This is a genomic window from Anaerobacillus sp. (genome assembly GCF_046314235.1).
Taxonomy (GTDB): domain Bacteria; phylum Bacillota; class Bacilli; order Bacillales; family Anaerobacillaceae; genus Anaerobacillus.
This window is the reverse complement of record NZ_JBKBWN010000013.1, coordinates 105,249-131,651: the sequence shown is the minus strand read 5'-3', so window position 1 is coordinate 131,651 and position 26,403 is coordinate 105,249. Positions and strand designations below refer to the sequence as shown.

The 26,403-nt window shown below is 35.8% G+C and carries 31 protein-coding genes; 25 read left to right on the top strand and 6 right to left on the bottom strand.

Annotated features, from left to right (window positions below):
* Positions 1-324, top strand: a 324-nt coding sequence (locus ACK4M9_RS17200; protein WP_409853221.1) for a P-loop nucleotide/nucleoside kinase family protein, incomplete at its 5' end; no start/stop codon positions are given.
* Between the two features lie 323 nt (positions 325-647).
* Here the strand turns inward: ACK4M9_RS17200 and ACK4M9_RS17195 are convergent.
* Positions 648-1,091: a hypothetical protein gene (locus ACK4M9_RS17195; protein ID WP_409853219.1), complete on the bottom strand. Its 444-nt coding sequence runs from the start codon at positions 1,089-1,091 to the stop codon at positions 648-650.
* A gap of 307 nt (positions 1,092-1,398) precedes the next feature.
* Here ACK4M9_RS17195 and ACK4M9_RS17190 point away from each other — a divergent pair, with 307 nt between their 5' ends.
* From ACK4M9_RS17190 to ACK4M9_RS17150, 9 genes are all read left to right on the top strand, one after another.
* Positions 1,399-1,911, top strand: coding sequence for a hypothetical protein (locus ACK4M9_RS17190; RefSeq protein ID WP_409853217.1), 513 nt, complete (start codon positions 1,399-1,401; stop codon positions 1,909-1,911).
* Between the two features lie 1,211 nt (positions 1,912-3,122).
* Positions 3,123-3,272, top strand: a complete 150-nt coding sequence (locus ACK4M9_RS17185) for a hypothetical protein (protein WP_169823055.1) — start codon at positions 3,123-3,125, stop codon at positions 3,270-3,272.
* A 348-nt stretch (positions 3,273-3,620) separates the two neighbouring features.
* On the top strand, positions 3,621-4,574 hold the full coding sequence (locus tag ACK4M9_RS17180) for a DUF3994 domain-containing protein (RefSeq protein ID WP_409853215.1): 954 nt from the start codon (positions 3,621-3,623) through the stop codon (positions 4,572-4,574).
* A 563-nt stretch (positions 4,575-5,137) separates the two neighbouring features.
* Positions 5,138-5,587, top strand: coding sequence for an NUDIX hydrolase (locus ACK4M9_RS17175; RefSeq protein WP_409853212.1), 450 nt, complete (start codon positions 5,138-5,140; stop codon positions 5,585-5,587).
* Positions 5,588-5,636: 49 nt separating this feature from the next.
* Complete coding sequence (locus ACK4M9_RS17170) at positions 5,637-5,849, top strand: hypothetical protein (protein WP_409853209.1); 213 nt, start codon at positions 5,637-5,639, stop codon at positions 5,847-5,849.
* A gap of 108 nt (positions 5,850-5,957) precedes the next feature.
* Positions 5,958-6,884 carry an EamA family transporter RarD gene (rarD, locus tag ACK4M9_RS17165; RefSeq protein WP_409853207.1) on the top strand — a complete coding sequence of 309 codons (927 nt, stop codon included), beginning with the start codon at positions 5,958-5,960 and terminating at the stop codon, positions 6,882-6,884.
* A 113-nt stretch (positions 6,885-6,997) separates the two neighbouring features.
* Entirely contained in the window at positions 6,998-7,204 is a 207-nt protein-coding gene (locus ACK4M9_RS17160; RefSeq protein ID WP_409853204.1) for a hypothetical protein, read from the top strand.
* Positions 7,205-7,352: 148 nt separating this feature from the next.
* Positions 7,353-7,694, top strand: coding sequence for a GNAT family N-acetyltransferase (locus ACK4M9_RS17155; protein ID WP_409853229.1), 342 nt, complete (start codon positions 7,353-7,355; stop codon positions 7,692-7,694).
* A gap of 71 nt (positions 7,695-7,765) precedes the next feature.
* Positions 7,766-7,960 (top strand): hypothetical protein, encoded by a 195-nt coding sequence (locus tag ACK4M9_RS17150; RefSeq protein WP_409853201.1) that lies wholly within the window; start codon positions 7,766-7,768, stop codon positions 7,958-7,960.
* A gap of 146 nt (positions 7,961-8,106) precedes the next feature.
* Here the strand turns inward: ACK4M9_RS17150 and ACK4M9_RS17145 are convergent, their stop codons facing one another.
* The gene (locus tag ACK4M9_RS17145; RefSeq protein WP_409853199.1) at positions 8,107-8,463 is read right to left on the bottom strand and encodes a hypothetical protein; all 357 of its coding nucleotides are present in this window, start codon (positions 8,461-8,463) and stop codon (positions 8,107-8,109) included.
* Between the two features lie 331 nt (positions 8,464-8,794).
* Here ACK4M9_RS17145 and ACK4M9_RS17140 point away from each other — a divergent pair, with 331 nt between their 5' ends.
* From ACK4M9_RS17140 to ACK4M9_RS17125, 4 genes are all read left to right on the top strand, one after another.
* On the top strand, positions 8,795-9,319 hold the full coding sequence (locus ACK4M9_RS17140; protein WP_409853197.1) for an RNA polymerase sigma factor: 525 nt from the start codon (positions 8,795-8,797) through the stop codon (positions 9,317-9,319).
* Positions 9,306-10,520 (top strand): YhfM domain-containing protein, encoded by a 1,215-nt coding sequence (locus ACK4M9_RS17135; protein ID WP_409853196.1) that lies wholly within the window; start codon positions 9,306-9,308, stop codon positions 10,518-10,520. Before ACK4M9_RS17140 ends, ACK4M9_RS17135 begins: the two co-directional genes overlap by 14 nt.
* A 315-nt stretch (positions 10,521-10,835) precedes the next feature.
* Entirely contained in the window at positions 10,836-12,242 is a 1,407-nt protein-coding gene (locus tag ACK4M9_RS17130; RefSeq protein WP_409853194.1) for an LVIVD repeat-containing protein, read from the top strand.
* A 706-nt stretch (positions 12,243-12,948) separates the two neighbouring features.
* A complete protein-coding gene (locus ACK4M9_RS17125) occupies positions 12,949-13,818 on the top strand; it encodes a DegV family protein (RefSeq protein WP_409853192.1) in 870 nt (289 codons plus the stop codon).
* Between the two features lie 208 nt (positions 13,819-14,026).
* On the opposite strand, the gene ACK4M9_RS17120 is transcribed toward ACK4M9_RS17125, so the two are convergent.
* Positions 14,027-14,446, bottom strand: coding sequence for a YhfM domain-containing protein (locus ACK4M9_RS17120; protein ID WP_409853190.1), 420 nt, complete (start codon positions 14,444-14,446; stop codon positions 14,027-14,029).
* A gap of 261 nt (positions 14,447-14,707) precedes the next feature.
* Here ACK4M9_RS17120 and ACK4M9_RS17115 point away from each other — a divergent pair, with 261 nt between their 5' ends.
* A complete protein-coding gene (locus ACK4M9_RS17115) occupies positions 14,708-15,013 on the top strand; it encodes a YggT family protein (protein WP_409853187.1) in 306 nt (101 codons plus the stop codon).
* A gap of 220 nt (positions 15,014-15,233) precedes the next feature.
* Here ACK4M9_RS17115 and ACK4M9_RS17110 read toward each other — a convergent pair whose 3' ends face one another.
* Entirely contained in the window at positions 15,234-15,539 is a 306-nt protein-coding gene (locus tag ACK4M9_RS17110) for a BC1872 family protein (RefSeq protein WP_409853184.1), read from the bottom strand.
* 239 nt (positions 15,540-15,778) lie between these two features.
* Here ACK4M9_RS17110 and ACK4M9_RS17105 point away from each other — a divergent pair, with 239 nt between their 5' ends.
* From ACK4M9_RS17105 to ACK4M9_RS17065, 9 genes are all read left to right on the top strand, one after another.
* Complete coding sequence (locus ACK4M9_RS17105; RefSeq protein ID WP_409853182.1) at positions 15,779-16,228, top strand: MarR family winged helix-turn-helix transcriptional regulator; 450 nt, start codon at positions 15,779-15,781, stop codon at positions 16,226-16,228.
* Positions 16,229-16,286: 58 nt separating this feature from the next.
* On the top strand, positions 16,287-17,153 hold the full coding sequence (locus ACK4M9_RS17100; RefSeq protein ID WP_409853179.1) for a hypothetical protein: 867 nt from the start codon (positions 16,287-16,289) through the stop codon (positions 17,151-17,153).
* A 16-nt stretch (positions 17,154-17,169) separates the two neighbouring features.
* Positions 17,170-17,982, top strand: a complete 813-nt coding sequence (locus tag ACK4M9_RS17095; protein WP_409853177.1) for a hypothetical protein — start codon at positions 17,170-17,172, stop codon at positions 17,980-17,982.
* 521 nt (positions 17,983-18,503) lie between these two features.
* On the top strand, positions 18,504-19,490 hold the full coding sequence (locus ACK4M9_RS17090; RefSeq protein WP_409853174.1) for a phosphotransferase enzyme family protein: 987 nt from the start codon (positions 18,504-18,506) through the stop codon (positions 19,488-19,490).
* A 22-nt stretch (positions 19,491-19,512) separates the two neighbouring features.
* Positions 19,513-19,953 carry a GNAT family N-acetyltransferase gene (locus tag ACK4M9_RS17085; protein ID WP_409853171.1) on the top strand — a complete coding sequence of 147 codons (441 nt, stop codon included), beginning with the start codon at positions 19,513-19,515 and terminating at the stop codon, positions 19,951-19,953.
* Between the two features lie 51 nt (positions 19,954-20,004).
* Entirely contained in the window at positions 20,005-20,574 is a 570-nt protein-coding gene (locus tag ACK4M9_RS17080) for a 2-phosphoglycerate kinase (protein WP_409853168.1), read from the top strand.
* Positions 20,575-20,670: 96 nt separating this feature from the next.
* Complete coding sequence (locus ACK4M9_RS17075) at positions 20,671-21,138, top strand: redoxin domain-containing protein (protein WP_409853226.1); 468 nt, start codon at positions 20,671-20,673, stop codon at positions 21,136-21,138.
* A gap of 130 nt (positions 21,139-21,268) precedes the next feature.
* Positions 21,269-22,237, top strand: coding sequence for a glycerophosphodiester phosphodiesterase family protein (locus ACK4M9_RS17070; protein WP_409853166.1), 969 nt, complete (start codon positions 21,269-21,271; stop codon positions 22,235-22,237).
* Positions 22,238-22,543: 306 nt separating this feature from the next.
* A complete protein-coding gene (locus ACK4M9_RS17065; protein ID WP_409853164.1) occupies positions 22,544-22,858 on the top strand; it encodes a coiled-coil domain-containing protein in 315 nt (104 codons plus the stop codon).
* Positions 22,859-23,065: 207 nt separating this feature from the next.
* Here the strand turns inward: ACK4M9_RS17065 and ACK4M9_RS17060 are convergent, their stop codons facing one another.
* Complete coding sequence (locus ACK4M9_RS17060; RefSeq protein ID WP_409853162.1) at positions 23,066-24,280, bottom strand: helix-turn-helix domain-containing protein; 1,215 nt, start codon at positions 24,278-24,280, stop codon at positions 23,066-23,068.
* Positions 24,281-24,391: 111 nt separating this feature from the next.
* Here ACK4M9_RS17060 and ACK4M9_RS17055 point away from each other — a divergent pair, with 111 nt between their 5' ends.
* Positions 24,392-25,696, top strand: a complete 1,305-nt coding sequence (locus ACK4M9_RS17055; protein WP_409853159.1) for an MFS transporter — start codon at positions 24,392-24,394, stop codon at positions 25,694-25,696.
* 40 nt (positions 25,697-25,736) lie between these two features.
* Here the strand turns inward: ACK4M9_RS17055 and ACK4M9_RS17050 are convergent, their stop codons facing one another.
* Positions 25,737-26,282, bottom strand: coding sequence for a GNAT family N-acetyltransferase (locus tag ACK4M9_RS17050; protein WP_409853157.1), 546 nt, complete (start codon positions 26,280-26,282; stop codon positions 25,737-25,739).
* Between the last annotated feature and the right edge of the window lie 121 nt (positions 26,283-26,403).

Genomic DNA, 26,403 nt, shown 5'->3' with positions numbered 1-26,403 from the left:
GCGCAGCTCAAGCCGTTGGTAAAAAAGCATGTCCAAAACATATTAAGTGTCGGTACAGATGTAGTGATGGATTTTCCAGCTAATACTCAAAAGCTGCGAAAGTGGTTTTTGGATTTGGCGTCAGAGGTCAATGCAAGCCATCAACTAATTTTCCTTAATCTAAATAACGAGCAATGCTTACGTCAAATTGCACAAAGGCGTAACGAACAACCCGAGAGAGCAGCTTTTGACACGGAAGCGGTATTTAATCATGTTACTAAATTTTTTGAAGCACCAGAAGTATCCGAGGGTTTAAATATTTTGGAGTTTAGCGAAAAAGAGTAACAATGAGTTCAATGATTCGTGTGTATAGAGTACCTTCTGTCTCTGGGAGGTACTCTATATAATATAAAATGAAATGTGAGTAAGAAAGTTTCAAATGTATATATGTTAAAATCGATGTAACTTTGTGAAGTGGTAAACTTAAACTAACTAGTGCATTAGTTGAGGAGCTGTTATAATGGCAGTTCCTATTTTTGTAATGTACGAGAATAGTACAAGTAAGTTGCCGTTTTTAGGTGAATTTTAATGAATATATAACTCTTCAAGAGCATTAGCTTAATAAAGGTATTTTCCTAACTGGAGAAAATAACCACTAGTGACAGTGGTTATTTAGGTTTTTCATATAGATTATCATATTGATGATAACTTTTACCACTCAGTAACACCCTGTTTGTTTCTGCGTCTATAACCGTATATTTATGGTGCTCTTCCTTTTCATCTTGCATGAAAGAGGCGAAAAAATAAACTTGCCTATCTGGGTGGATATTTGTTGTTTGCAGAGTTATTTTCTCTTCGCAATTTAACTTTGTTTTCATTTTAAAAAAATTTTCTGCTTCTGGTACTTCTATGTAAGAAATTTTTTTGCGAATACTATATGAAGCATTTTTAAATTCTTCATAAATATCTTTATTCAATTCCTTATAGAAGCCATCCTCACTAATAAATGCCTTATCTTGATTGTTCGTAAATTCAAAGTTATTACCCATAGTTGAATTTACTGGATATTGAATGCCTATGAGTACAACTAACATAAATACTAACCTTTTCACTTTTACACCTCAATTCTAATAGGGAGTTATTTACAGTTTTAATTTGTCCGAAAACAAAAATATAATTCTTTCACTAACGGATGAGAGAGCGGTACAGAGCTTCCCTTCTTCAACTATTGAAGCAGAAGAGTTTAACAAAAAAGAAATAAATACGAAACTTTTCTACTTAAATGTTCGTCTATTTATATAGTTAAAATTACTATGTTAAGGGGCGTTGATTATTATAAAAAAGTTTTGTTTAGTAATAATAATTTCCATATTTATAGCTCCAAGTCTTGGTTGCAACAATCTCAACAGTGAAACTGATTTGTTAGAAATTGTTAGAGAAACTGTTGTTAAAGCCGATTCACCACGCGTTACAGTAGATAATTTCAATTTTTTACCGCCTGTTACCTATCTTGATGGACATCTGGTTTTTGTTCAATTCACAGGTGAAGGCCCCTTTATAGGTGTATACTACGTAGTTAATGAAAAAATTGTCAAATATGAAACAACTTCTCCAGCTATAAGTATGGGATTCCTCATAAATAAAATAATTGATGGTGAGAATATGATTTTATTTAGTAATTTGAATGAGGATACTTGGTCGCCACTAAATGGAGATAATAGGTTTGAAACAGACCATGCAAAATTAGAAGTTCATTTAAGTAACGGCAAAACTTACTCTGAAGACATTAAAGATGATAAAGGTTATCTAATTGTCTTACCAACTGCTGAAATTGTAGATTTTATTCAATACAATTCAAAAGGAGAGAAAGTTAATACAATAGAGGATTTAGAAAAATATGGTCATGTCGGAGAAGTGATTTTTTGGAATTAATGTTTATTTTATTCAGTTTCATAATTAAGCTAACGATCAGGTGTGCTGCCGAGCCTAGGTGGAGCAGCCGTCAAAGCTGAGAATGTAATGGAGTGAAAGTCTCCTGTCATCTATTAACCGATTCAGATGACTAGCATATCCAATGCGTGGGGAGGTAACGAACCACGTTCTGCTTGGATGTAAAAGGCACTGCGCCCATTTTACTCAGAGAAAATAGGGTCGGAACAGTTAGAGTGTCGAGCAAACCTGGAGGCCAGAAGGCTTTAACGAATACTGCAGTCCCGAAATGGTCGCCCCTTCTGAAGCTGTTGAAGGGATCATATGTGGTAAGCCGACCTATACCTAGGTAGGGAAGGCCGATGTACTATAGGAAGAAACGGTTAAATGCACTATAGTAGCCACCGGGATAGGGGTTCTAGCATCTAGGGAAAGATTTTCAGAAATAACGACGGGAAGGCCCTTCTTCAAACTGTGATGGTACTGATCAGTAAAGACCTATCACATAAAGGTAAACTGAAATTGATAGGATGATTTAGGGTTGGCGGATGAGGTTGTAGTAGCGATGAGAAGAGGATAATGCCTTCTTAAGTGTAAGGAAATTACACTTTCATCAAGATAACACCTGTGATGAAGCGAAGAGCCTCTGGGCACTTGGAAAGTCCAAACATTGAAGACACTGAGATTTTAATAGATGTTAAATGGCCAGCACACAAGTAAACTGGTAGTCTGATGGGGGAATATGTGCACCGACATTTTATCCTGCAACTATAAGGGAAGGCTTGTGATTGTTGTAGATCCAAGGTCAGAACCGGACTCGGGAAATCCGACCGTTCGGGATCGTAGGGGGGCTACAGGAAACGTGATATTATATATGCGCACGCCTGTTTTCTACCCGACCATATATAGACTTAGATTGTTTTAATATTTTAAAACTTAATTACCGAACAATTGGACCTTTTGAAGAGAACTGAACAAACAAGAAATAGAATTTTTAAGGCTTATGCAAGTGTCAAGGCATTTTATTTTGATTATAGCAATGAATTGAATACCATTTTTCGATGAATTATTTTACTAAGTTTTTATTGTTTTTACTGATATATGCAAAGTTAGCAGGTACACTAATAAGGTAATAAGGTTTACTTCTGTAAAATAAGGTATATTATATTTGTTGAATAGATTTTCTTTAAAGACAAGAAAAGTAGGTGAACAAAGTGGGAAAATATCAATTGGATGCCAAAGGTCAGGTAGCTGTGACAAAGTTTCATGAAAAACAGAAGCCAGCCAAATTTGATAAAAAGCAGCAACTTGAAAAAATACGTGCGGAGTATTTGAAAAAGAAGCAAAAACAAACAGATAAATAATATGAATGAAAACATAGGAAGACTAAAATCTCCTTATGTTTTTTTATTTTTCAGTGCAACGATAGGAGTTTTCTATATAGTAGATACAATTATTTCTAATAAGACGAGAAACGTTAGGCTCGGCTTAGCTGTTGTTATAGCAATTGTTTTCTTTCTTGTGATGTTGTTTTTAGTAATAAAAACGATTTAATTTTTTGTCATTGAGTATCACCCACATCCTCTGTTTTTCTACTCAATCATAAAAAAATTGTAGCGGTTTTTTACTCTATGTATTAATATTTAGTAATGGAATATTTAACCAGTACAAAGTTATAGTATTGTACTTTTAGAGTGAGAGGAGTAGATAAGATGAAAACAAAAACCATAACAAAATTTGCAATAACTGGAATATTCACGTTTTCCTTGTTGGGTTGTCAGTCGTTAACTGAGGTGAAGGAAGCTATAAAGGAAGGTTACCAAGAGGCAATTGAAGAACAGGAACGAGAGAATATGCCGATGATCGAAGTAACAACGGAAGAGTATGTAGAACATATCGGAGAATACCAGGCACAGGTACAAGAAGAATTTGACGTATTAGCCATGTATTCAACAGATTACTCAGCAGACGATTACATCGAGAATAATGTAAAACAGATGAAAGTTATAAGGACAGTCACCAACAAGTTTCGAAAACTTATCGCCCCAGAGAATATGATTGACATTCATTTGGATTATCTGACTGCGATGGATCATATTGATCAAGGGTTACTGTTGTTAGAAAAAGGGCTATTACAACAGGATGAAACAGCCTTTAATGAAGGAATGAAGGAAATTGAAGAGGGCCAATATTACCTAAATTATGCTTTTTCGATGTTATCTAAGGAACATGCTGTTCCGATAGGAGATGGCACTGTTACTTCGGAAGATTTAAAACGGTTAGACCGTTTAGCGGGAATTGACCGTGATAGCGTCTTAGACAATCTCTCAAAAGATGGGAGTGAACTGGTAGGAGCGTGGGGATTTGAATGGGAAGAAGGAGTGGATAATGTATCGCTCGTTCTGTACGCTGATGGTCGCTACGAAGGATATGGAAATGGAGATTATCCGAACAAAGATAATGGCATGTTTGGGTACTGGACATATAACTACAAAAATCAAACACTTTTTTTCATTAATGAATCACAGTATACAGATGGAAGTTTGGTAGAGGTTGTAAGACCTGAGATGACGATGGACGTTCAATCCTTTGGTAATGACACGATACAACTCATGGACTTGGAAACGTTGAACACATTTTACTATAAGAAGATTGATCTTCCTTAGAATTCATATTCCATAAAAGCTCTTGCAACGAAACGTTTCAAGAGCTTTTATGGAATATTAAGACAGAAGAAATGATAAATAAATTAAATGGAATATACGAAGGTTGGGAAGTTTTAAACCAACTGGTTAAGCCATTAGAATATAAAATTGGTCGTGACGAAAAAGAAGTAATATTAAAAACTAATGCTATCACTTTTGTTGTAAGAAAGTAACGACCCAGAGATTGTTAAGCATTTGCACCAGGAAGTTTTATTAGCGACATTAGAAGTAACCAAGTACAACGTTGACCGTGATCTTATTTTAGGAATTTGATTTAATCAACTTTTTATCGGGACAGTAATCTTTAGAATCGTTCTATAATGTAACACAAGACTTAGACAAATTGATATACTGATTTCATTATTAATGGTTTAGTAATAGCCTAATGGGAACAATTCACACTTAAACGATCGGTTGCTTTTGTAAAAAAACAGATGATGGACCTGGTACCCATTAAGCGTGCTCTTATTTTCCTTAAGTTTAATCACTAATCTCTCAAACTAGTCGCGAAGGAGAATTATTAAATGGAATACTATAAATATCTGAGACAGTATGTAGGGCATAGACCGATTATTCTACCTGGTTCTGTTGTTATCATTTTAAATGAACAAAATGAAGTGTTATTGCAAAAGAGAAATGATGGATATTGGGGATTACCAGGTGGGTTAATGGATTTAGGAGAAAGTTTTGAAGAAGTTGCAAAAAGAGAGGTGTTTGAAGAAACAGGATTAGTAGTTGAAAACTTAATATTACTTAATGTATTCTCTGGCTCTGAATATTACTTAAAAGTTCCAAATGGTGACGAATTATATTCGGTAACAGCAGTTTATTTTACCAAAGATGCAAGTGGAGATATTAGGATTGATTTTAGCGAATTAGAATTAATGCAGTATTTTCCTTTAAATAATTTGCCAAATGAATTAACTGATCAGTATAGACGTTTTATTGAGCAATACATAGATATTTTTTCATAAGATAAGGTCTTATATCAGCAATAAAAGTGACAAGCCGGAGGAATTTTGAATGGAAATATTAAAACAAAGGGTTGAACAAGCATTGAGTTTAACAAACGACTTCTACAATCATATAAATGATGGTTGTTTAAGTTTAAGAATTTCAGGCGTACCTTCAAATACAATTGGAGAGCAGGCATATTGTATTATCGGAGCAAGAGAAAGTTACTTAAAGGCATTAAAAGTTGGTCAATGGGATGAAGAAGCGTTTAGTAAAAATTAGACAAACTTTCAAAAGTCAATGTAATAAAAACAATTTAAATAAAATGGAACTATCGTTATCTTATTTAATACAATGGGATAGTTGTACATATAGGAAGTAGGTATAGGATTGAAATTAAATAATGATAAAGACGGAGTTGTGTTTGCAATTCTTTCTTTTGTGATGTGGGGTCTTACTCCAATTTATTGGAAACTGACACAACATATATCTTCGGGAGAGATTTTAGCACAACGTGTTTTTTGGTCTTTTATTTTTATGCTTGTGCTTCTAATCTTTTTTAAAAAATGGAATCTATATGTTGAATTTGTAAAAAATATCATTAAGAAGCCAAAGTTATTTTGGTCACTTTTTCTAGCTTCTGTCTTAATCAGTTCTAACTGGGGTATTTTTATGTGGGCTGTAATTGAAGGAAAGATAGTTGAAGCAAGTCTTGGTCAATACATAAATCCTTTAACAAGTATGTTAATCGGTGTCATCGTATTAAAAGAAAGGTTAAGTGGTTCTCAAGTTCTTGCATTTATTTTAGCAGGAATGGGGGTAGTAACATTAACACTTCATTATGGTGTAATCCCTTGGATTTCGCTTAGTCTGGCTCTTACTTTTGGATTTTATGGTTTAGCTAAGAAAATGATTAAAGCAGATTCAACCATTGGATTAGCTCTTGAAACGATGATGATTACCCCCATTGCGATAGTATTTATGGCATACTGGATGTTTCAATCTCATATTCAATTTTTCGATTCTGTTTCAACAAGTTTACTTTTAATAGGTAGTGGTGCAGTAACCGTTCTACCACTATTATTTTTCACTATGAGTGCCAAAAAGGTAACACTATCTTTGCTTGGAATTCTTCAGTATATTTCACCAACAATAGTCCTGTTATCAGGGGTTCTTCTATATAACGAAACGTTATCCCAAGCACATTTAATTGCATTTATCTTCATTTGGTCAGCTCTTGCAATTTATACTTTTTCTTCAATTACAAAAAGAGGTAAAAAGAGTGAAGTACATTCAAAAAGGAAGATGGGAGCATAGAGATTGTGAAGGAATTTATTAAACTACGGAGTGCAATCGTAAAATTAGTATTTTCCTGATTTCATTACGATACAAGTGAATAAGAGAATAGGCTTACGGTGAGGGGAAAAATAATGATTAGTAATAAAGATGAAAATGAAACTAAATTAGGAACCAATTTTGCATATGGATTGAGTTTTGGATTATTAGGTGGCGGGGTTTTAAGTTTAATTGGAACGATGTTAGAAAATGTATATATTCAAGTTGGAGGTTTTGGAATCGGGTTATCATTAGGAGTATTGATAGGTGCTTTGCTTTATTACATTGAAAAAAAGAAATAAGGTAAGAGTAAGCGTATTTTTAGGAGGAGAAAATGGAATTTAAATTTTTAGATTTTCATGTTATTAAAGGCGAAGAAATTGATTACATCTTTTAAAAACAGTACCTGGAAACAAAGATAAAAATTGGGTTCCAGCTTATCATTTTAGCATTTCTTTAAGTGGTTCATCCCAATCTATTGGAGTAATAGATATTAGAATTGGATATAATGAAAATTTATATTATGGCGGTCATATTGGATATTCAGTTGATGAGGAATATAGAGGTAATCGCTATTCAGCAAAAGCTGTAAGGTTATTAAGAAAAGTGGCACATGCTCATGACATGGAGAAACTGATTATTACTTGCAATCCAGATAACATCGCTTCAAGAAAAACATGTGAAAATCTTGGAGCTAATCTTTTAGAAATCGTTGATGTCCCAGAAGAAAACGATTTGTATCAGCGAGGGGAGAAGGAAAAATGTAGATATGAATGGGTGTGCCCTATATAGGAGCAGACCTACCAGAGCTGCAAAAACATTCTAGTAAACACTCATTTTTAAAATATAAAGGAGTAACAAAATTGACAACATATATTAAATACCTTCTTATACGTGTAATCATTTCTATTCCTACATACTTCATGAGTAACCATTTTATTAATCCTTCAATTCCAAATAATCCTTCATACAATAGTTTGACAAATGCTTTGTTAACTTGGGTTGTTGTAGGCTTGTTTTGTGAAGCAACTTTTATTAACACATTCGTAAATGCTTAAATTTGTAATTAAGGAATTGACTTGGAGCTTCTGTGGGCATGATTAGTTTTGATAGGCTGAGGCAGTTGGTCTAGTATGCAGCCTGACATACCCACACCTCCAAGTTAAGTCTGATCCTTTTTTACGTTATAAAACGATAATTATCCCTAAATGGTTCCAAGCTTCTGCTTCCTTAAAAATAGTTTTAAATACTTTTTAATCGGAGGCTTTTGATTACTCGTTTGATCACTTTGTGCTTTCAAAAATTTAAGGAAATCTAAGTATTCTTCTGTTGTTAAACCTGTTTTAAGTGCTTCACCTACAACGTCGTCCCAAATAGGATCAAATGGAGCTTTATCACTGGCGTCCCTAAAAGCAGGAGAAATCTTCTCTGAAAATTGAGTTGAAGGATGTATGTAAGTGTTTGGTTTGCTCGAACTAAGAAAGTTTTTTTCTGTCATTGTAGGCTTGGTAAGAGGCAAGTCTTTTTTGTGTTGATCTTTAGTAATTGTTTCAATAACCATACATATCCCCCTTTAATATGAAAATTATTATTGGTCTTATAATTATCTATACGTATAAAACTTTCTTTTTTGAGGGGGAAAGAAAAATATTTTAATAGTTTGGACAATAGTAAAATCGTAGGCACTTTTTAGGTGTCTAATTTTTTTATATAAGTTTTTAAGCAAGTCATTTATACTAGCTATAAGATTTCGGACTCGAAAGTGATCGGTGCGATAGTTTTATTTTGAGCTAAAAGAGTTTTATAACAAAGTAGTTAAAAGTGCAACTTTTCTGGCGGTTTTTTCGTTGTTATTCATAGATACCCAGATAAAAGAGAAGGAGTAGGGGAATTTGCCTATTGATGCGAGAAAGCAACACGTAAAGCAATGGTATCAATTATATAGCGATGACATTTATAAATACGTCTATTTTATGATTGGTGACCGTGAACAAGCCAAAGATTTAACTCAGGACACATTTCTTCGTGCTTTCGATAAATATAAATCTTTTGAAGCAGAGAATATTAAAGGTTGGTTGTTTCGTATCGCTAGGAATTTAACAATCGATTATCTCCGAAAGAAAAAGCCATTAGCTTTTTTCTTTGATACAATCCCAGCACTAAAGTCGACCGATGCTACTCCTGAACAAATTTACGCTTTTAATGAAACTGAACAGGAAATTTTTCAAACACTGGAAAAAATAAAACGTTCTTACCGTGATGTAATTGTCTTACGAAAAATTGAGGGCTTTTCCATTCAAGAAACTTCGGAAATCCTAGGGTGGCATGAAAGTAAGGTTAAGATCAATTTATTAAGAGGGATGAAAGCTTTAAAAAAGCAGCTGGAAAAGGAGGCGGAGAATAATGAGACATCTTGAAGATGAACTTGATGAAAATTTTGAGTCAATGCAGAAGAAAGTTGCCCTCACTGAGGAGGAGCATGAAGATATGATTTATCACCTAAGTAAAGAAATGGATCAAAGATATTCAAATTCAAAAAAACGTATGTTTCCGTACAAATATTACGTTTCTATCTCAGTGGCAGTATTGTTGATTTCAATCCTAGTTATTCCACCTTCTGCACAATTTTTAACAAACGAACTTGGCTTACAAGGAAAGGTACCATTTTTATCGATATTTCTTGGAGAAAGCAATTTAGATCGAGAGCCCGATTTTCAATCAAGATTAATAGAGTTTCATGAAGATGAGGAACGTAAGGATGTTTTGTTAGCGCTAGTTAATGATAATATGAGTAAAAAAGAGCGGGAAATGTTCAATCTACCGAGTGAATGGGAAGCTTATCGGATTAAACTAGATAAAAACACTAAATTTATTGACGAAAATGGAGCGGAAATAACAAAAGAAAAATTTCAACTGCACGATTATAAAGTGAATGTATGGACGAAAGAAAGTTTCCAGCCTCAGTGGTCTAAGGTATTGCGTGAGGATGGATCAATGGAACTGATTAGTGATCGCATTCCAATCTATTCTGCTACTCAAATTCAATTAGTTGAAATGAGCGACGAAGAATATCTTGCTGTTGATTACGCCTATCAAGAAGGGGAGTTTGCATTACAAGTTTATCTAGGAGAAGCATTTGATGATCCGAAACGAAGCGAATCTATTCTTGTAGAGGTTTCAGAGGTTATGGACGTAACAATGGCGAAACTCGTAAGTGTTGGCTATTCAAGAGAACCAAGCGAGAGAAAAGAAGCACTACTAGGGATTAATAGTTATCCTGTATTTCTTTTGTATGATCACGAAAAGTTAGTTCATATGACTACTGATTTAGAGGAAATCCTGAATTTTTTATCTGCAACAGATATGAAAGTGAAGAGGTTAGTTTTAGAAGAATCGAATGAAATTGCTATTTTCAGGAAAGCAGTTGATGAGGCAACTCAGCTACCAGGGATTGCAAATATGGCCAGCCCAAATTACCGTTTTCATTTAGAAGGTGAATCATACAGCCTTTGGATTGATGAGGAATCTGGAACAATCATGAATAATAAAGAGTCTCATACAATATATTCGCTTACAAAAACTTCAGTTAAAGAAATTAATGATTTCTTGAAAAAGTAGTTGGTTATCGCTTGAAAGGTACGGATTTAGCAGATGGTTTTATTACAAGGTGAGTAGTGGTAGATAGCGTATGGACATCAGGAGTATTGAGCCAACTAGGCACAATACTCTTTTTTATGAAGATCCGTTAAAGATGCTACATAAATTAACTGTATATATTTGATCGACAATTGAAGTATCCTTGTCGAATTACGGTTTAGGCGTTTTATACTATTTTGATAGTGTTAATATTTAGAACTTTTCGCACATCCAATATTTAACATTATTTAGTATGATGGGCTAGTCAAACTAAATTAATTATTGGAGGGAAAGTTATTGAAGAAAAATAATTTATTGATTAAAACAACGCTTGCAAGTACATTATTATTTTCGGGTTTTACAACCTCAGTATTGGCTCATGATGCGCTAGAATACGGTGTCTCTAAGGAAGCTGAATTTGTATTCGATGCAGATGCAGTTGAGCGTTTAGAATATAATGTGAATGGATCGAAAAATCTAAAATTTTTACATCAAGCAGCCAGTGTACAAATTAGTGAACAAAATGGCATTCAAAACAACACTGCCGATGTATATGCTCATAAAGGATATGCGTATTTAGGCACTCACACTATCAATGGAGCAAACGGTGGTGTTCGAGTATTTGACTTGAAAGATCCTTCAAATCCTGTTGAAGTTGCTATTTTTGCAAATGAAATCCCGTTCACATGGCAAGAAAAAGTAATTGTTAAATCTGTTAATACTCCACATTTTAAGGGCGACCTAGCGGTTGTTAGCGTACAGCAAACTTCTCGAAATAATGCAAATAGACCCGAGAGTATTGGCGGAGTTCTTTTGTATGATGTATCTAATCCTGCTGACCCTAAGAAGCTAGGTTTTTATGAGTTAGATCGAAGAATTACTGGGACTCATGAGTTATACTTAACGACACAAGGAAATCGGGCTATTCTACTAACATCAAATCCATACGCGGACTATTATACTCACGGGGTAGAAAAGGATTTCCAGATTATCGATGTATCTGATCCTTCTAACCCTGAGAAACTTTGGCAATTTGATCCGCGAGACCTTGATGAGGTTCCCCAAGACTTCAATGGGTATCACTGGTTTACTCCAGATGGTAAAACAAGACCAGTTTTCAATCACAGTGTGATTACTGATCATAATGGGCAGTTTGCTTATGTATCGATGTGGGACTTAGGAACAGTTATTTTTGATATTAAAGATCCCGAAAATCCTGTATATGTTGGTAGAACTGATTATCGAGATAACCAAAAAGGAGCGGCACACTCTGCAGCGCTGGCTAGAGGCGGTACAGTTCTAATTGAGACTCGAGAAATAGCTAATCCAGTAGGTGAGGGTTACGAAAGTGCTTATGGCTATACGCGAATTTTTGATATTAAGGATAAAGCAAACCCAGTTTTATTAAGTGAATTTACGACAGACTTAACTTTTGATATCCCACCAACACCAGTGGGTAGAACTACTTTTGCAAAAACAGTTCATGATCCTAAAGTGCATGGAAATACATTATACTTGTCGTATTATTCCGGTGGTGTACTTGCAGTTGATATTACTGATCCTAGTAATCCAGTTGAAATCGCACGTTACACTCCTGAAAGTTCGAATGTTTGGGGCGTATTTGTAGACAGAAACTACATTTTAGCTTCTGATATGGGGCAAGGCTTAAAAGTATTGTTGAAGAATAAAAACAATAAAAATTAAACGAAGAGAATGATGCTTCTTACGCTGTCAGTTTCTGAAGGCAAGTGTGTTGATAATGCTTGTTTGCAGAAAATAATCAAAAAGGAAGAGTGCAAAATAGCACTCTTCCTTTTTGCAATAGAATGGAGTGAGCCAAATTTACATTTAATATTGTTTATTTTCTTACTGTACGGCACCAGTGATTCTTTTTACATTCGGGACATTTTAAAAATTTCTTCTTGTAAAAATGTGGACCAATGAAATTCCTAAGATAGGATATTGAAAACCTTCTCTTGCAATTTGGGCATATATAATCGAATGTTGAGTTGTGCCAAAAAACCAATAACAATAAAGCTAGTAAAACTATTGCCCCGTAAAACAGTTCGGAACCAAACATATTTACCGCCTCCTCTTAATCTAATAGTCTTACCTAGGATAGGAAAGTACTCTAGAACCTTAGGTTAAGTTCACTTTCTTTCAATCCAATTCATTAAAGGTTTATAAAGAGATTATATTTACTTATAACTACGAAACGGGTGGAAAAACAGTTTCATTTCATGTGTAAGAGGTGCCTGGCACCTAATTAAGGTAAACAAATTAATAATAATTATATTTTGTTTTAGTGTGGATTCTGGTAGTGTTGATAGGTAGCGTTTTTACGATAGATTATGAATAATGGTAATTGGGTAAAGATAAGAGTAATTCAGTTACTAATTGGAGGATATCAATGATAAAAATTATGGCTGATTCAACATGTGATTTGTCAAAGGAAGTACTGGAAAAGTACGATATAAGCCTTGCGCCACTGACGATAAATATTGAAGGGAAAATTTATAAAGATAGGATAGATATTGAACCGGATGATTTTTATGGGATAATGGCAACCCTAGCGGAGTTTCCAACTACAGGAATGCCCAGTCCTGCTGAGTATTTAGCGATCATCAAAGATGCCGTAAAGAATGGCCACACAGAAATATTGTGTATATGTATGTCCAGTGGAACTAGTGGTTCGTATCAATCAGCTGAACTAGCTAAAGATTATTTCTATGAAGAACCTCCAAACTCAAATGTGAAAATACATATCGTTGACTCAAAGTGTATGAGTCACGGCAGTGGTTGGCTAATAATGAAAAGCGCAATGATGAGAGAACGCGGAGCAACCTTTGAAGAGCTAGTCGAATTTAACGAGACTTACAAAACGAATGTAAAACATTTCTTATCTGTTGACGATTTAGACCATCTAATTAAGAGTGGTCGACTTACCAATGCAAGTGCACTCATCGGGAAGATCCTAATGCTAAAACCTATTATGACAATGAAGGGTGGAAAAGGTGCAATTGTCGCTAAGGAAAGAGGTCTAAAAAGAGTACTAAAGCATTATGTCAATGAACTAACGAATAGAATTGATAAAGAAATAACAGAATTTATCATCATTGGCTACACCTCGGATATAAAAGTTGCAGAGAATTTAAAAGCAAAAATTGAACTCGAAACTGATTTTTCAGGGGAGATTTATATAATGCAAATGGGAGTTTCAGTTGGCACTCATGTAGGCTTAGGTGCTATTTCTATGTTTTTTGTTGAAAAGGGAAAATAAGAAGATCGTCGAATTGGGGTTTAATTTAAGTCAAGAAGTACTGGTTAAATCTCTAATAATCAAGGCGGTCATATCAAGGATGCGTCTTTTTCAAGTAGGCTAAAACGAGGTGGTCTATTACTTATAGAACCACCTCTTATTTTTTGTAGTTCTACTAAAAACGTTTACCAAGTAGAAACCTCGCCTAAAAGAGGGGCTAATCTCGAAATTATTGAACTAAATCAATTAACTTAGCAGTCATTTCTTTTGAAACAGTATAGATCGTATTTGTGTTACTAATGTTCATTAAGGTGCTTCGCTGCCCTGGTGTACCTACCCATAGGTGAAGCTCTTGTTTCGTTCCGTCTTCATAAATGACTTCCAAATCAAACTCAGGTTCTGCTATATTCACTATACCTTCTTCTTGAACTGCTGTTGAGAATACAGTACTAAAAATCTCCAGAGTTCTATCATCTTTATATACCACAAAAAAATCTGAATTCACTTTACCAAATCCGGTGGAACGGGAAATACTCACTTTTGCTAGTATATCAGATGCTTGGAATTCGCTGTTACTTTCTGATTGACAGCCGAAAAGGGTCGCTGGTATAAAAACCGTTAGGAAAATAAACAAGATTATTTTTTTCATCTTACATAACCTCCAAATTTTTCTATTTACATATTAGACGAAGCAAAGGCGTTTTAAGTTTCAGTTTAATAGGTATCAAGCAACTAAGGAGAAGGAGCACTCGTATATCGACAAGTGAGCATCCCACCAAAAAATAGAATACTAATTGAAAAATTGCTAGCATAAGATGCCAAGGAACCGTTTGTGTCATTGAAAAATGTGGTTTACTTTTATGATATCAGGGAAAATACAAGCTAAACCAGTTGAAAAGGAGAGGTAGTGGTGAAAAGTACAGTATTTATTAATTATTTAATTAATATTATTATTGGCGTAGCCCAATTTTTCCTAGGTTTAAGAGTTCTATTAAAGTTGTTTGGAGCAAGCAGTACAGCACCTTTTGTACAATGGGTTTATAATACAAGCCAATCTTTGCTGTATCCCTTTGAAGGGATATTTCCCACAACAACAATCGAAGGGAGATTTGTTATCGAATTTTCCGCATTATTTGCTTTAATTATTTACTCTTTAGTCGGCTACTTTTTGAACCATTTGGTGTTTATGCTCGAAAGTGGGATGCGAAGAAAATAAGAGAAAGCAATGAGAGAGGTTCTTTATTGAGAGGCTGAAAAGTATAAACTATTTAAGTTAGGGGCTACCTTCAAGAGAAGGCAGCCCTTTTTCTTTCCCGGGAAAGCGCAGGAAAGGACAGGAAATCGCATGATGTTCGTAATTTTAGTAAAAAATTGTCCAATTATGTATAGTATTAGAACTATTTTTAGTCCTTTTAGGTGCCAGGCACCTAGAAAACCTAGAACCAATCATCTGATATTGGGGTAATTTCGGCGAGTGAATAAGCGGCATTCGTGATGGCTTGTGGTAATGTTTCTCCGTTTGCACATATTTCATTAAAGCAGACTTCCGTAGCGCCTTTTGTTGTATATGTAAATCCGAACTGCTCTAACTTTTCAACGATTAGCATCGCATCGTCAAGGTTTTGCTCAGGCTGAAATTCAGAATCGGCAATGTATAGATTTTTCTCAATATCAAACCATTTCCCTGCGCTATTTAATTTCCAACCGAGGATTCTGCGGGCAATAATATCTATCTTGTTCATAGTAGTGGCTCCTTTTCTCCGTTTTTACTTATTTTAGCATGGCTTGTCCTTGGGAGCATATTAAATCTTTTGTATTTATTAGTACCTTGCACTGTTTCGTTTGCCGTTATAGGTGCCAGGCACCTAAATAAACTAAAGGTGCCTGGCACCTTATTTGGGAATTGTTCAAGAATATGACAAAATTAGAAATTGAAAAGTGGAAATTATGTAATATATTACATATATAGGGGTGATGTATAATGCGAGAAACAAATGATGAACAAAAATATATATTTGGCAGTTTATTTTTATTAGCCAACAAGCTGCAAGTGAAGGGTGATCAAATGCTTGGTGATGATGGGATGACACTTCGGCAGTGGTTCTTAACCGTTATGATCCTGCAATTCAAGGAGCAGTCACCGACACTTGGCGAAGTAGCAAACCTTATGGGGACTTCTCATCAGAATGTGAAACAACTTGCCAAAAAGCTTGAAGAAAAACAGTTTTTAACGTTCACGAAAGATGCCCAAGATGGACGAATTGTTCGACTACAACTAACCGAGCTTAGTCGTGATTACTGGAGTCGCCGAGAAGGGGACGGAGATCGCTTCATCGAAAAACTATTTCTGAACGTGAGTGATGAAGAAATTCGAACGACGATAAGTACCTTCAATAAGCTTTTTGAAGCACTCGAAAGCTGGGAGGAGTAAATTTTTAGAAAGAAAGGTAATATGTTATATTTTTCGAAATGAAGAGGGAGGAATCTAAATGAAATCTCAACGAACGATTACAATATTAGTTCTAGTAATTGCACTATTAGCAATACTAGCAACGACAACTGCACTTTTTTCATCAGAGGGGAACGGGGAATATGTGTACACGTCAATTCATGGCGAAGACGTTGTTATATATGGAAAAGGCTTATACAAACATATGTCGTCGGAAGTGGCAGTTCAAGGACTTGCTCAAGATGTGATCACACTTGTAGCCGGTGTGCCACTTCTACTGTTTGGTTTATTTAGTGCAAGACGAGGCTCACTTAAAGGACGTTTTTTACTGAGTGGTGTTTTACTATATTTTTTACTGACTTACCAGTTTTATCTAGCGATGGCGATGTTCAACACGATGTTTCTTACTTATGTTGTGCTGCTCTCATGTAGCTTTTTCGCGTTCATTCTATTAATTCTACAAATGAAGCCAGCTACTTTAATGGCAGCTTTTCATGAACGAACACCTGTTAAGTGGGTTGGTGGGTTTCTAGTATTTAATGCACTGTTGATTGGCATGCAGTGGTTACAAGTCATTGTTCCAGCAGTTATTGCTAACAAACCACCTGTTGGAATTGAACATTACACAACGATGATCGTCCAAGGTTACGATTTAGCGATATACATCCCAGCATCGTTTCTTGCTGGAATACTTCTTTTTACAAAAAAGCCGCTTGGGTATGTTCTTGCGCCAGTTTATATTACGTTCCTATCGATGATTATGCTCGCACTTACTTCAAAAATTGTAGGAATGTGGCTTACAGGATATGAAGTTTTTCCGGTTATTATTTTGTTTCCATTACTACTCACCCTTACATTAACGAATGCAAGCCTAATGTATCGGAATGTGAGACCAACAAGTCAATAAGGAGGGGCGAAGAGAAATGAAGAACATATCGAGAACTTTTTTACGATTGGGATTTACGGCTATGCTACTAAGTGCAACACTGAGCATAATCGGTTTGTTGTGGAAAGGACTTTACCAAGATACAAATGTATTAATTTTGAAAGGCTGGTGGTTCAACGACTGGGTAACACTCTTACTTGCAGTGCCACTATTTGCTTTGGCCCTTTTTCTAAGTAACAAAGGCTCAATACGCGGGTTCGCATTGCTCATGGGGATGATGATGTTCACCGTCTATAATTATTCTTTTTATTTGTTTGGTGCTGCCTTTAATGCAGCATTTCTAGGCTATGTTGCAGTGTTTGTTGTCGGGTTATTTGGTCTATTCGCAGGGACTTTGACGTTGTTGACCTTACTAAGAAGTGATCATTTTCCATCTATCATAGTTTCAAAGAGTATTAGTAGTTATATGGTGCTAACAGCAGTTTTTCTAAGTATCGGATGGGTTGGTCAATGGTTAGACTTCGTCATAACAGGAAATAAACCACAGTTAATGGAGCAATTTGAAGCCAGTAACCATCTTGTTGCAGCATTAGATATGACGTTCGTCGTTCCGTGGTTCCTGTTTGGTGCCTTTCTACTATGGAAGCAATGCATTTCTGGGATAATTGTCTCGTTTATGGTTCACGTGAAGACCACTATTTATAATGTAATTTTATTGTGGAGCTCAATCGCTCAGTATCTGGACGGAGTTGAAGGGGCGGAAGCTTTTATTCCGCTGTGGATTTTCTTTTTGATTGGGTCAACTGCATCCCTAGTAGGATTACTTCGCCCACTAAATAAACCTAACTAGATATAAAGTTTTTCTCAATATATTCCTTGTTTTCCATAATTAACTTATATATAATGAAGCTAGATTAGTTGAAAGGGGTGAGGTCGATGTTAACTGAATTCAATAAGTTTAGTCTTGTTCCGTCCTCGCTTTTTATTGTTCATTAATTAGCATTAGCCCTATGGACGTTTCAGACTTGGGGCTTTCGATAATATCAATATTTTCACTTCTATTACTGGAGGAAAGCCTAGGATCATAATTCTTTTGGCTTTCCTCTTTTTTGTGTGCTTATTTTGTTGGGAGATTTACTGAGCAAGCTTCTTTCGTAACTGGAAAACAGTTTGATGAGAAAAGTAGCCTAACATTTTGCCCAATTGAGAGGGGAAATGGGTGGTAAAGACTTGCTGTCGCCTTTTTTATACGAGATATATCACCGTACAGCAGTCGCCATACAATTTTAGAGTGAGAAGTCATGGACACAGGAATACCCCCTTAAAAACTTGTTGAGTTAATCAAATATTAACTGAAGGGATGTTATTTTTATGATGAAGTTAAGTACAATGAAAAAAGTAATGGAAACTGTTGATAATGTTTGGAGAAGTCCATTAGGAGAAAAAATTCTAGAAAACTGGGGATATGATGAGGGTTCTGTATTTATTCTACGCGCCAGTGCCAATTTCGTCTTTACATTCAAGAAAGCTGGGAAATCTTATTTTCTTAGATTTAATGATGCATGCGAAAGAGACTACGAAACGATAGAAGCTGAGATAAACATTGTTAATTTTTTAGGGGAGCAGTCATTAAACGTTGCCAAACCAGTGAGATCATTAAATGGAAAATTCATCGAAGTTCTCGTTACAGAATTAGGAACTTTTTATGCTGTAGTTTTTGATGCTTTAGCAGGGAAACATATTGAATATGAGGAAATAAGTGATGAACAGCTGTTTTTATGGGGGAAAGCTCTAGGTAAGCTCCACCAGACGCTAAAACGGATGCCTAAAAAATATCAGGTGAATCGGCCGAATTGGCGTGAACATCTCATTCAAGTTCAAGAACTTCTCCCATCTATTGATTACGCAGCAACTAGAGAACTAGAAAGAATTTCTGAATGGGCTGAGGGTTTAAAGGTTTCAAAAGAAAACTATGGGATCATTCATTATGACTTTGAACTTGATAATATCGTTTTTGAAAATAAGAAAATTAGTATGCTTGATTTCGATGACTGTTCTAGCTATTGGTATGTTGCTGATATTGTTTACGCGCTTAGAGATGACGGAGATTTCAGTTTAAAATCGGCAAATGTTCAGAAATTCATTGAAGGTTATCAACGTGAAACGAACCTTGATCTAGAGCTACTTAAGGATTTTTCATGGTTTGAGAGGTTACACAAATTAGTGATCTTCGCAAAGTTGATAAGGGCGGTTGACATTGAAGAAACAGAACAACATCCAGATTGGCTTAATAAGCTTCGAGCTAGATTGTGTCGGACACTAGATGATTGCCGTCGCTCGTTTGAGAAATTTGATTAACATAATGAAGAGGGTGGAGACGATGAATTCAATCATACGTATTAAACAAGAACATATCTCTGAATGCGCCAAACTTTATTGCGACGTATTCAATGCCAAGCCATGGAATGATAACTGGACAATAGAAACGGCTTATCAACGATTAAATGATATTTCTAATTGTCCTCATTTTGAAGGTGTATTGTTTGTTGAGCAAGGGATTTTTAAAGGGGCGATTTTCGGTAATTATGAGCAATTCTACGATGGCAAACATTATAATTTACGAGAAATGTTTGTAGCAACGGATCAACAAGGGACTGGAATAGGAACGAGATTGCTGTGTGAATTAGAAATGACATTAAATGAAAATGGGATAACAACAATGATGTTATTTACATCAAAAGGGAATAAAACAAGTGATTTTTACATGAAAAATGGCTTTTCTGAGTGGACTAGCATGGCAATGATGGGCAAGGCGATATAGATTGAATATTTAATGGTGCCTGGCACCTTTTAGTTTAGGAGGGTAATAGTTTTGATTATATTAATAGGTGGAAATAGTTGCACTGGTAAAACGATAATGTCTCAAAAGCTACTAGAAAGATATAAAATTCCGTATTTTTCTATTGATCATCTTAAAATGGGGTTATATAGAAGTGATGGTCATTGTGGCTTTACTCCGTTGGATAGCAACGAAGTGATTGCTGCAAAGTTATGGCCAATAATGAAAGAGATGATTAAGACAATGATTGAAAATAACCAAAGTAGGATCATTGAAGGGTGTTATCTATTACCGAAATTTGTTAAGGACTTAGAAGAACAGTATCCTGATAAAATAATCTCTGTGTACTTAGGCTTTTCAACGAATTACATCGAAAATAATTTCAAATCAAGTATTATAAAATACAGGAATATTATAGAAAATCGAGGTTGCTTTGAAGAAAGACCGATAAAGGAGTTCATTAATGAGCACAACAAGTTTAGACAAACGTGCATTGATTACGGTGTTCAATATCATGAGATAAACAGTGACTATGAGGAAGAAATTAAAACAGTTTATGAGCTAATCGACAACAGAATGGCTGAAGTTCATTTAAAAAAATAGCTGAGTCCACCGAAAGAAGGCTAACCCAAGCGAATATTGGAGATAATACTCAGGGAAATTTATTTACTTTGTCCTGAAGGAGGATTTAACTTGGAAATGACTTTGAAGGTCGGGGATATCGCACCGGAATTTAGCTTGCCTGCGACGATAAAAGAAAAAATATCTTTGTCCGATTATCGTGCCAATAAGAATGTTGTAGTGGCTTTTTATGGAATGGACTTTACTCCTGGCTGAATTAAAGAAATCGCCTCTTGGAAAGAGGATTACCAAAGGTTTGAAAAAACGAATGCAGAAGTGCTGGCAATTAGTGTTGATCATATCCACTCTCATCGTGTTTTTGCTGCAAGTCAAGGGACATTACCTTACCCGTTATTATCAGATTGGCACAAAAACACTGTGAAAAGCTACCATGTGTTTAATGAAAAAGGTGGAACTGCTAATCGTTCTGTCTTTGTTGTAAATAAAGACGGGATCATTACTTATCTGAACACTTCATTTAAAGCTGATAAAGTAGAGGACTATGAGGCTGTTTTTAAGGAGCTTGAAGCATTGATGAAAAAGTAGAACTTTTATTCTTAAATGAGGGGACAAACTCACCACTTTGAGTTTGTTCCTTTTTTTGTCTTGGCAGGTATTTTTTAGTTCGGACACGAATATAGAAACTGAGTTATAATTTTTAAAAAAGGAGCTTGCTATGACATTATCTAGAACGGTAACATATTCCAAGAAAAAAAGTAAAAAGACAATCATACTGAAAGGTTTCCTCGTCCTATTTACTGCATTTATTATTAGTTATCTTTTATTATTATTTGTTTTTGTACCAGAAAGAGAGATTCATCCTTTTTTTACTCATCATGATGGGCCATTGAATATTGCCCATCAGGGTGGCTATCATTTAGCACCTTCTAGCTCGATTGCCGCGTTTGATAAGGCTGTTGAAATTGGTGCCCATGTCCTAGAGTATGATTTGCATATAACTAAGGATGGTAAGCTCGCCCTCATCCATGATCCAACAGTAAACCGGACGACAGATGGAACAGGGGAAGTTGCGGCTATGACCTTAGCAGAGGTGCAAGCACTTGATGCCGGTTATTCGTTCACCGATTTAAGTGGTGAACATAGCTACAGAGGTCAAGGCGTGTACATCCCAGATTTACGCGAAATGCTCGAGCGCTATCCCGACAAGCTTCATTTAATTGAAATAAAGGACACGAATCCTTATGAAAGAATGGACGAAATCATTACAACATTATGGAGTCTCGTTGAGGAATTCAAGATGCAAGATAAAGTATTAATCGCTTCATTTGATAGCTTTATCTTAGAGCGTGTAACAGAACTTACTGGTGGCAAAGCAGCAACTGGTGGCGGAAAAAAAGAGACAACATTTTTTGTGATTGCTCATAAGTTCTTCTTACATCCTTTTTATTTTCCAAAAGTAGATTCGTTCCAACTTCCATTAGAGCAGGTCGGCTTTGATCTGACAGATCAGAAATTAATTAAAGGTGCATCACGTTTAAATCAACAAGTCCATTACTGGACGATTAATGATAAAGAAACGATGGTACGCCTACTGGAAAACGGTGCACATGGAATTATTACAGATCGACCGGATTTGCTTCATGAGGCAATCGAGGAGTATAAACAAAGCAAAGCTTCTGAATAACAAACTCAACGGGTGCCAGGCACCAATGAAAGTTCACTTTCACCAACGCGGATGTAAATATGATCGCCACAAACATCCAATCGAAGAAAGTGAACTTTCCTGTAAATACTATTTACAAGGAAGACACCAACGAAAGTTCACTTTCACCAACATGGATATAAATATGATCGCCACAAACATCCAATCGAAGAAAGTGAACTTTCCTGTAAATACTATTTACAAGGAAGACACCTGTTGTTTCAGTTTATTATTGACTAGCAAAAAGGAATGCAAGCTTGTATAATTTTTAAAGAGGAGGTGAGAAAAATGACAGAAAATCAATTTGGTCGTTTCGAAGGATTACTGACCCAATTAGTGTCGATGGTTGGACATTTAAGAGAAGATGTAGACACTATCAAACAAGACGTGGCTGAGTTGAAGGCAGACGTGGCTATGCTGAAAACAGAAATGACAACAATGAAATCAGAATTAAACACTATGAAAGAAACGCAGGAAAAACAACATGCTGAAGTAATTGGTAAGTTGGATTTATTAAGAGTGGATCAGGAAATCACTTGGGAAAAAACCGTTGAAAATGAAAGAGAAATAGAGAGACTAAAGAAATATGTTCTAAATAATTAACCCATGCGTTTTTTCTTCGATTACTACTACTTCAGTGAAAAAACACCTCTATTCTAAACTTACCCGTAGATGATGACAAATGAATAAAAAATAAACAGTCGATCATCCAATCGGCTGTTTATTTTTTATCAACAGGTGCCATATCATAGGGTGCCAGGCACCTTGATATACAAACAGGTGCCTGGCACCTATGAAAAGGAACCTATATTACAAAGAAATTCTCGCATGTGTATCTAGAGTGAATTTCTTAAAGGGTGTATCTGGAAGAGGGGTGAAATTTTCGACAGCTCTCTCTATTGCAGTCATAGCCGCTTCTTTATTTCCAAGCTCTAGTTGGCAAAGGGCCTTAAAAGCGTCCAACACGTAAAAGATGGATAAATCAAACGGATGATGGACATCGGGAATGACTATCTGATCAAGATGCAAAAGGGCTTCTTGAAAGCGACCCAAATAATAAAGCGCTTTTCCTTTCTCGAGGGTAAACCAAGGGTCGTAAAACTCTAATGTCTTTGGTTTGGCAAGTAATAGATCAATTTCCTCAAGAGCTTGACTGTACTGATGTTTTTCAGATATAAGGATCATAATATTTAGGAGTTTATAAAAATGAAGCGAAGACAAGTTATCGGCAAACTCACCGTATTGCTTGAGCTTTTCTAAATAGTAGATCTTTTGATCTTCATTTTGTGACATCATCGCTTGTGCAGCCGCAAGTCGATATAATTCGTCGATCCGATAAAAGATTTTTTTCTCTTTGGAAAAGGTCAGTGCACTTTCCATAATCCTTGTCGCTGCTTTTGAATCGCCGACTGCATAGTGCAAAACGGCTTCGTGATAATCAAGATCAAGCCTGGTTAAAGGATCGATATAGGCATGGTTAGCTTCGATGTTGCTTCGTTCACATAGGAAAACCTCCAATGATTTAGAATACTCATGGTCTAAAAACTTTGTAAATGCTCGATGTATAGCGATGGCGGACCGATTTGCGGAAATGTTCATTTGGTCAAACATTTTCGCAGCCCGTTCACAATACACCTCCCAGCCTCGTTTTTTTTCTCGGAAAAGAGAGTAGCTATAGATTTCTAATAACCGAGCAGCTTCGTATCCTTGTGAAAGGTTTTCGGCAAATGGCTCGATAAGGTCAATCAGCTGTTTATGTTTGTCCTTTGACTTAGCAAGATCGTTATTGTATATTTTCTCAGCTTTTTCTAAAGTTTCTCGAAGTTCCTCCGCATTAACGACGTCTAATAAATCGGAAACATCTACTTCAAGCTGTTCAGCAATATAGGTCAAGCTTTCCATTGATGGATTTGCCTTGTTATTTTCAATCAGACTTAGCATACCTTTCGTGAGCTGTTTACCAGCTAGTGCTTCAAGGGTAAGCTTTTTTTGTTTTCTTAATTTCTTAATCCGTTCACCTAGCATGTAAAACACTCCTTACGCCTATTTGTTTAATTATATTAAACTTGCTCTTGAAAAGAAAGGGGGAGCGTGATATGATTTGTTTAATTAAATTAAACTTTTAAAAGAGGTGGAATGATGGAGCATCATTTGAAAGTAAAAAAAGCGACGTATCACCTGTATACATTTATGATTAGTAAACTAATATCTTCGTTTGGGGCTCAAGTCTATACATTTGCGATTAGCTTTTACATTTTGCAATTAACTGGATCAGCTACAAGTTTTGCGACGAACTTGATTTGTAGTATCTTACCACGGACATTACTAGCTCCTTTTGCTGGAGCAATTACCGATCGGTACTCAAAAAAAGCGATTGTTATTAGTGCGCAAATCGCAACAACGATTACGATAGGTGGCCTACTTGTTTATACATTTACATCAGGACTTTCTTTGCTGGCGATTTATGTAACGACGAGCATTTTGTCGATAACTTCGATGTTTTCAGGAATTGCGTTTACTTCATCGATTACTAGTCTTATTGATAAAGAAAGAATTCAAAAAGCGATGTCACTAAATCAAATGGCAATTTCTTTCGCTGCAATAGGTAGTCCAGCAATAGGCGGAATTTTATACGGTGCTGTTACGATGCCAGTATTTCTCGTTATCTATATGATCGCATCAAGTATTGCTGTCCTATTAGAATCAACGATGAACTTTAAACTTTTTGCCAAAGAGAAAGAAGTTGTTGAGGGAGCAGAGAAGGAATCTCTACTAAAGAGTATTAAGCTTGGAATTGATTATTTAAAATTACATCCGGTGATCTTACTTTTGTTGTGGATGGCATTATTGATTAACTTTTTCTTTGGAGCGTTTGAGGTAGGTTATTCCTATATTCTCATAGAAAAGCTACAAATGAAATCGCAGCATTTTGGATTTACACAAGGGGCTTTCTCGGTAGGCATGGTGTTAATGTCGATTTATTTTTCAATTAGAAAAGAAGTGAAATTCCCTTTTCTTGTATCGAAACGTGGAATTATTGGATTGTGCTTTGTCATGGCGGCGGTAGCTATACCTCTCTTAACTTCATTGTCTTATAATCTTATAGTCGGTTATTATCTTGTCCTTATGCTTACCTTTGGCTCACTGATTATGGTAATCAATACTCCGATCCAAGTGATGCTTCAAAAGACGATTGATGAAGAGTATAAGGGGCGGGTATTTTCAATTATTGAAACAATGTCAATGGCGCTCACTCCACTAGGAATGGTTTTATACGGCGTTCTTTACGACCTATTCCCAGGTCAATGGATCTTAATGATGTCTGCTGGTCTATTACTTTGTGTTGTACTTTTCTTTGCTAGACCAAGTGAGATTAGGAAGATCCATCCAGAGCTAGGCGGCGGTAAAGAAACCATCAGAGAGGAAGTAGGAGCGGTTTAATCAAAATGAAACGACAGGGTGCCCTGCACCCTGTCGCTTATTAATTAATAACACTTACCTTATTTGGTGATGCCTCAACATTTTCCCATCCAAAGGCGCATTCTTCCAAATCTTTTCCGCCGATGCTAGTGTTCTTCTCGTAAACTTCCTCACCGCCAAGATGTTCAAAAAACTTATGTGAAAGGTGGTTCTTAAAGGTCCACAAGGCGATTTTTGAATGGTGCAAGGAAGCTAAATGCTCAGTAACCGAATTAAATAACCTTCTCCCAAAACCTTGCCCTTGAACTTCAGGATGAACATAAATCCCGTATATTTCTCCGGTATATCGCATTCTTAAACGCGGATCTCTCATCGTGCCCGCTAAGGCAAAACCGACAATATCACCCTTTTCATCTAAGGCAACAAAATTCATCGAACCTCCCTTGATGGAATTTGGTAGATCCTTTTGCCACCTTTTTTCCCGATCAGTATATGTGAACTTATCAATAATCTCTTCAGTAAAAAGCCCTTTATATGAGGCATGCATACAATCAACATGAACGCGAGCAATCCCTTTAAAGTCTTCTGCAGTTGCTTTCCTAATCATGTGTTTGCTCCTTTCCGTTACCTATATTTACTATTATCTTCATATTATCAGTTTCCTGAAAGTATTACAAAATAACAGGGTGCCAGGCACCAATTTCATATTCCTATATTAACTAATGCGA

Excerpts from the sequence above, each read along its gene's own strand:
- ACK4M9_RS17095 (WP_409853177.1), top strand. The coding sequence starts at position 17,170 with ATGAAGAACATATCGAGAACTTTTTTACGATTGGGATTTACGGCTATG.
- ACK4M9_RS17100 (WP_409853179.1), top strand. The coding sequence starts at position 16,287 with ATGAAATCTCAACGAACGATTACAATATTAGTTCTAGTAATTGCACTA.
- ACK4M9_RS17135 (WP_409853196.1), top strand. The coding sequence starts at position 9,306 with ATGAGACATCTTGAAGATGAACTTGATGAAAATTTTGAGTCAATGCAG.
- ACK4M9_RS17055 (WP_409853159.1), top strand. The coding sequence starts at position 24,392 with ATGATGGAGCATCATTTGAAAGTAAAAAAAGCGACGTATCACCTGTAT.
- ACK4M9_RS17085 (WP_409853171.1), top strand. The coding sequence starts at position 19,513 with ATGAATTCAATCATACGTATTAAACAAGAACATATCTCTGAATGCGCC.
- ACK4M9_RS17170 (WP_409853209.1), top strand. The coding sequence starts at position 5,637 with ATGGAAATATTAAAACAAAGGGTTGAACAAGCATTGAGTTTAACAAAC.
- ACK4M9_RS17160 (WP_409853204.1), top strand. The coding sequence starts at position 6,998 with ATGATTAGTAATAAAGATGAAAATGAAACTAAATTAGGAACCAATTTT.
- ACK4M9_RS17180 (WP_409853215.1), top strand. The coding sequence starts at position 3,621 with ATGAAAACAAAAACCATAACAAAATTTGCAATAACTGGAATATTCACG.
- ACK4M9_RS17070 (WP_409853166.1), top strand. The coding sequence starts at position 21,269 with ATGACATTATCTAGAACGGTAACATATTCCAAGAAAAAAAGTAAAAAG.
- ACK4M9_RS17145 (WP_409853199.1), bottom strand. The coding sequence starts at position 8,463 with ATGGTTATTGAAACAATTACTAAAGATCAACACAAAAAAGACTTGCCT.
- ACK4M9_RS17175 (WP_409853212.1), top strand. The coding sequence starts at position 5,138 with ATGGAATACTATAAATATCTGAGACAGTATGTAGGGCATAGACCGATT.
- ACK4M9_RS17050 (WP_409853157.1), bottom strand. The coding sequence starts at position 26,282 with ATGATTAGGAAAGCAACTGCAGAAGACTTTAAAGGGATTGCTCGCGTT.
- ACK4M9_RS17110 (WP_409853184.1), bottom strand. The coding sequence starts at position 15,539 with ATGAACAAGATAGATATTATTGCCCGCAGAATCCTCGGTTGGAAATTA.
- ACK4M9_RS17105 (WP_409853182.1), top strand. The coding sequence starts at position 15,779 with ATGCGAGAAACAAATGATGAACAAAAATATATATTTGGCAGTTTATTT.
- ACK4M9_RS17060 (WP_409853162.1), bottom strand. The coding sequence starts at position 24,280 with ATGCTAGGTGAACGGATTAAGAAATTAAGAAAACAAAAAAAGCTTACC.
- ACK4M9_RS17090 (WP_409853174.1), top strand. The coding sequence starts at position 18,504 with ATGATGAAGTTAAGTACAATGAAAAAAGTAATGGAAACTGTTGATAAT.
- ACK4M9_RS17120 (WP_409853190.1), bottom strand. The coding sequence starts at position 14,446 with ATGAAAAAAATAATCTTGTTTATTTTCCTAACGGTTTTTATACCAGCG.
- ACK4M9_RS17065 (WP_409853164.1), top strand. The coding sequence starts at position 22,544 with ATGACAGAAAATCAATTTGGTCGTTTCGAAGGATTACTGACCCAATTA.
- ACK4M9_RS17125 (WP_409853192.1), top strand. The coding sequence starts at position 12,949 with ATGATAAAAATTATGGCTGATTCAACATGTGATTTGTCAAAGGAAGTA.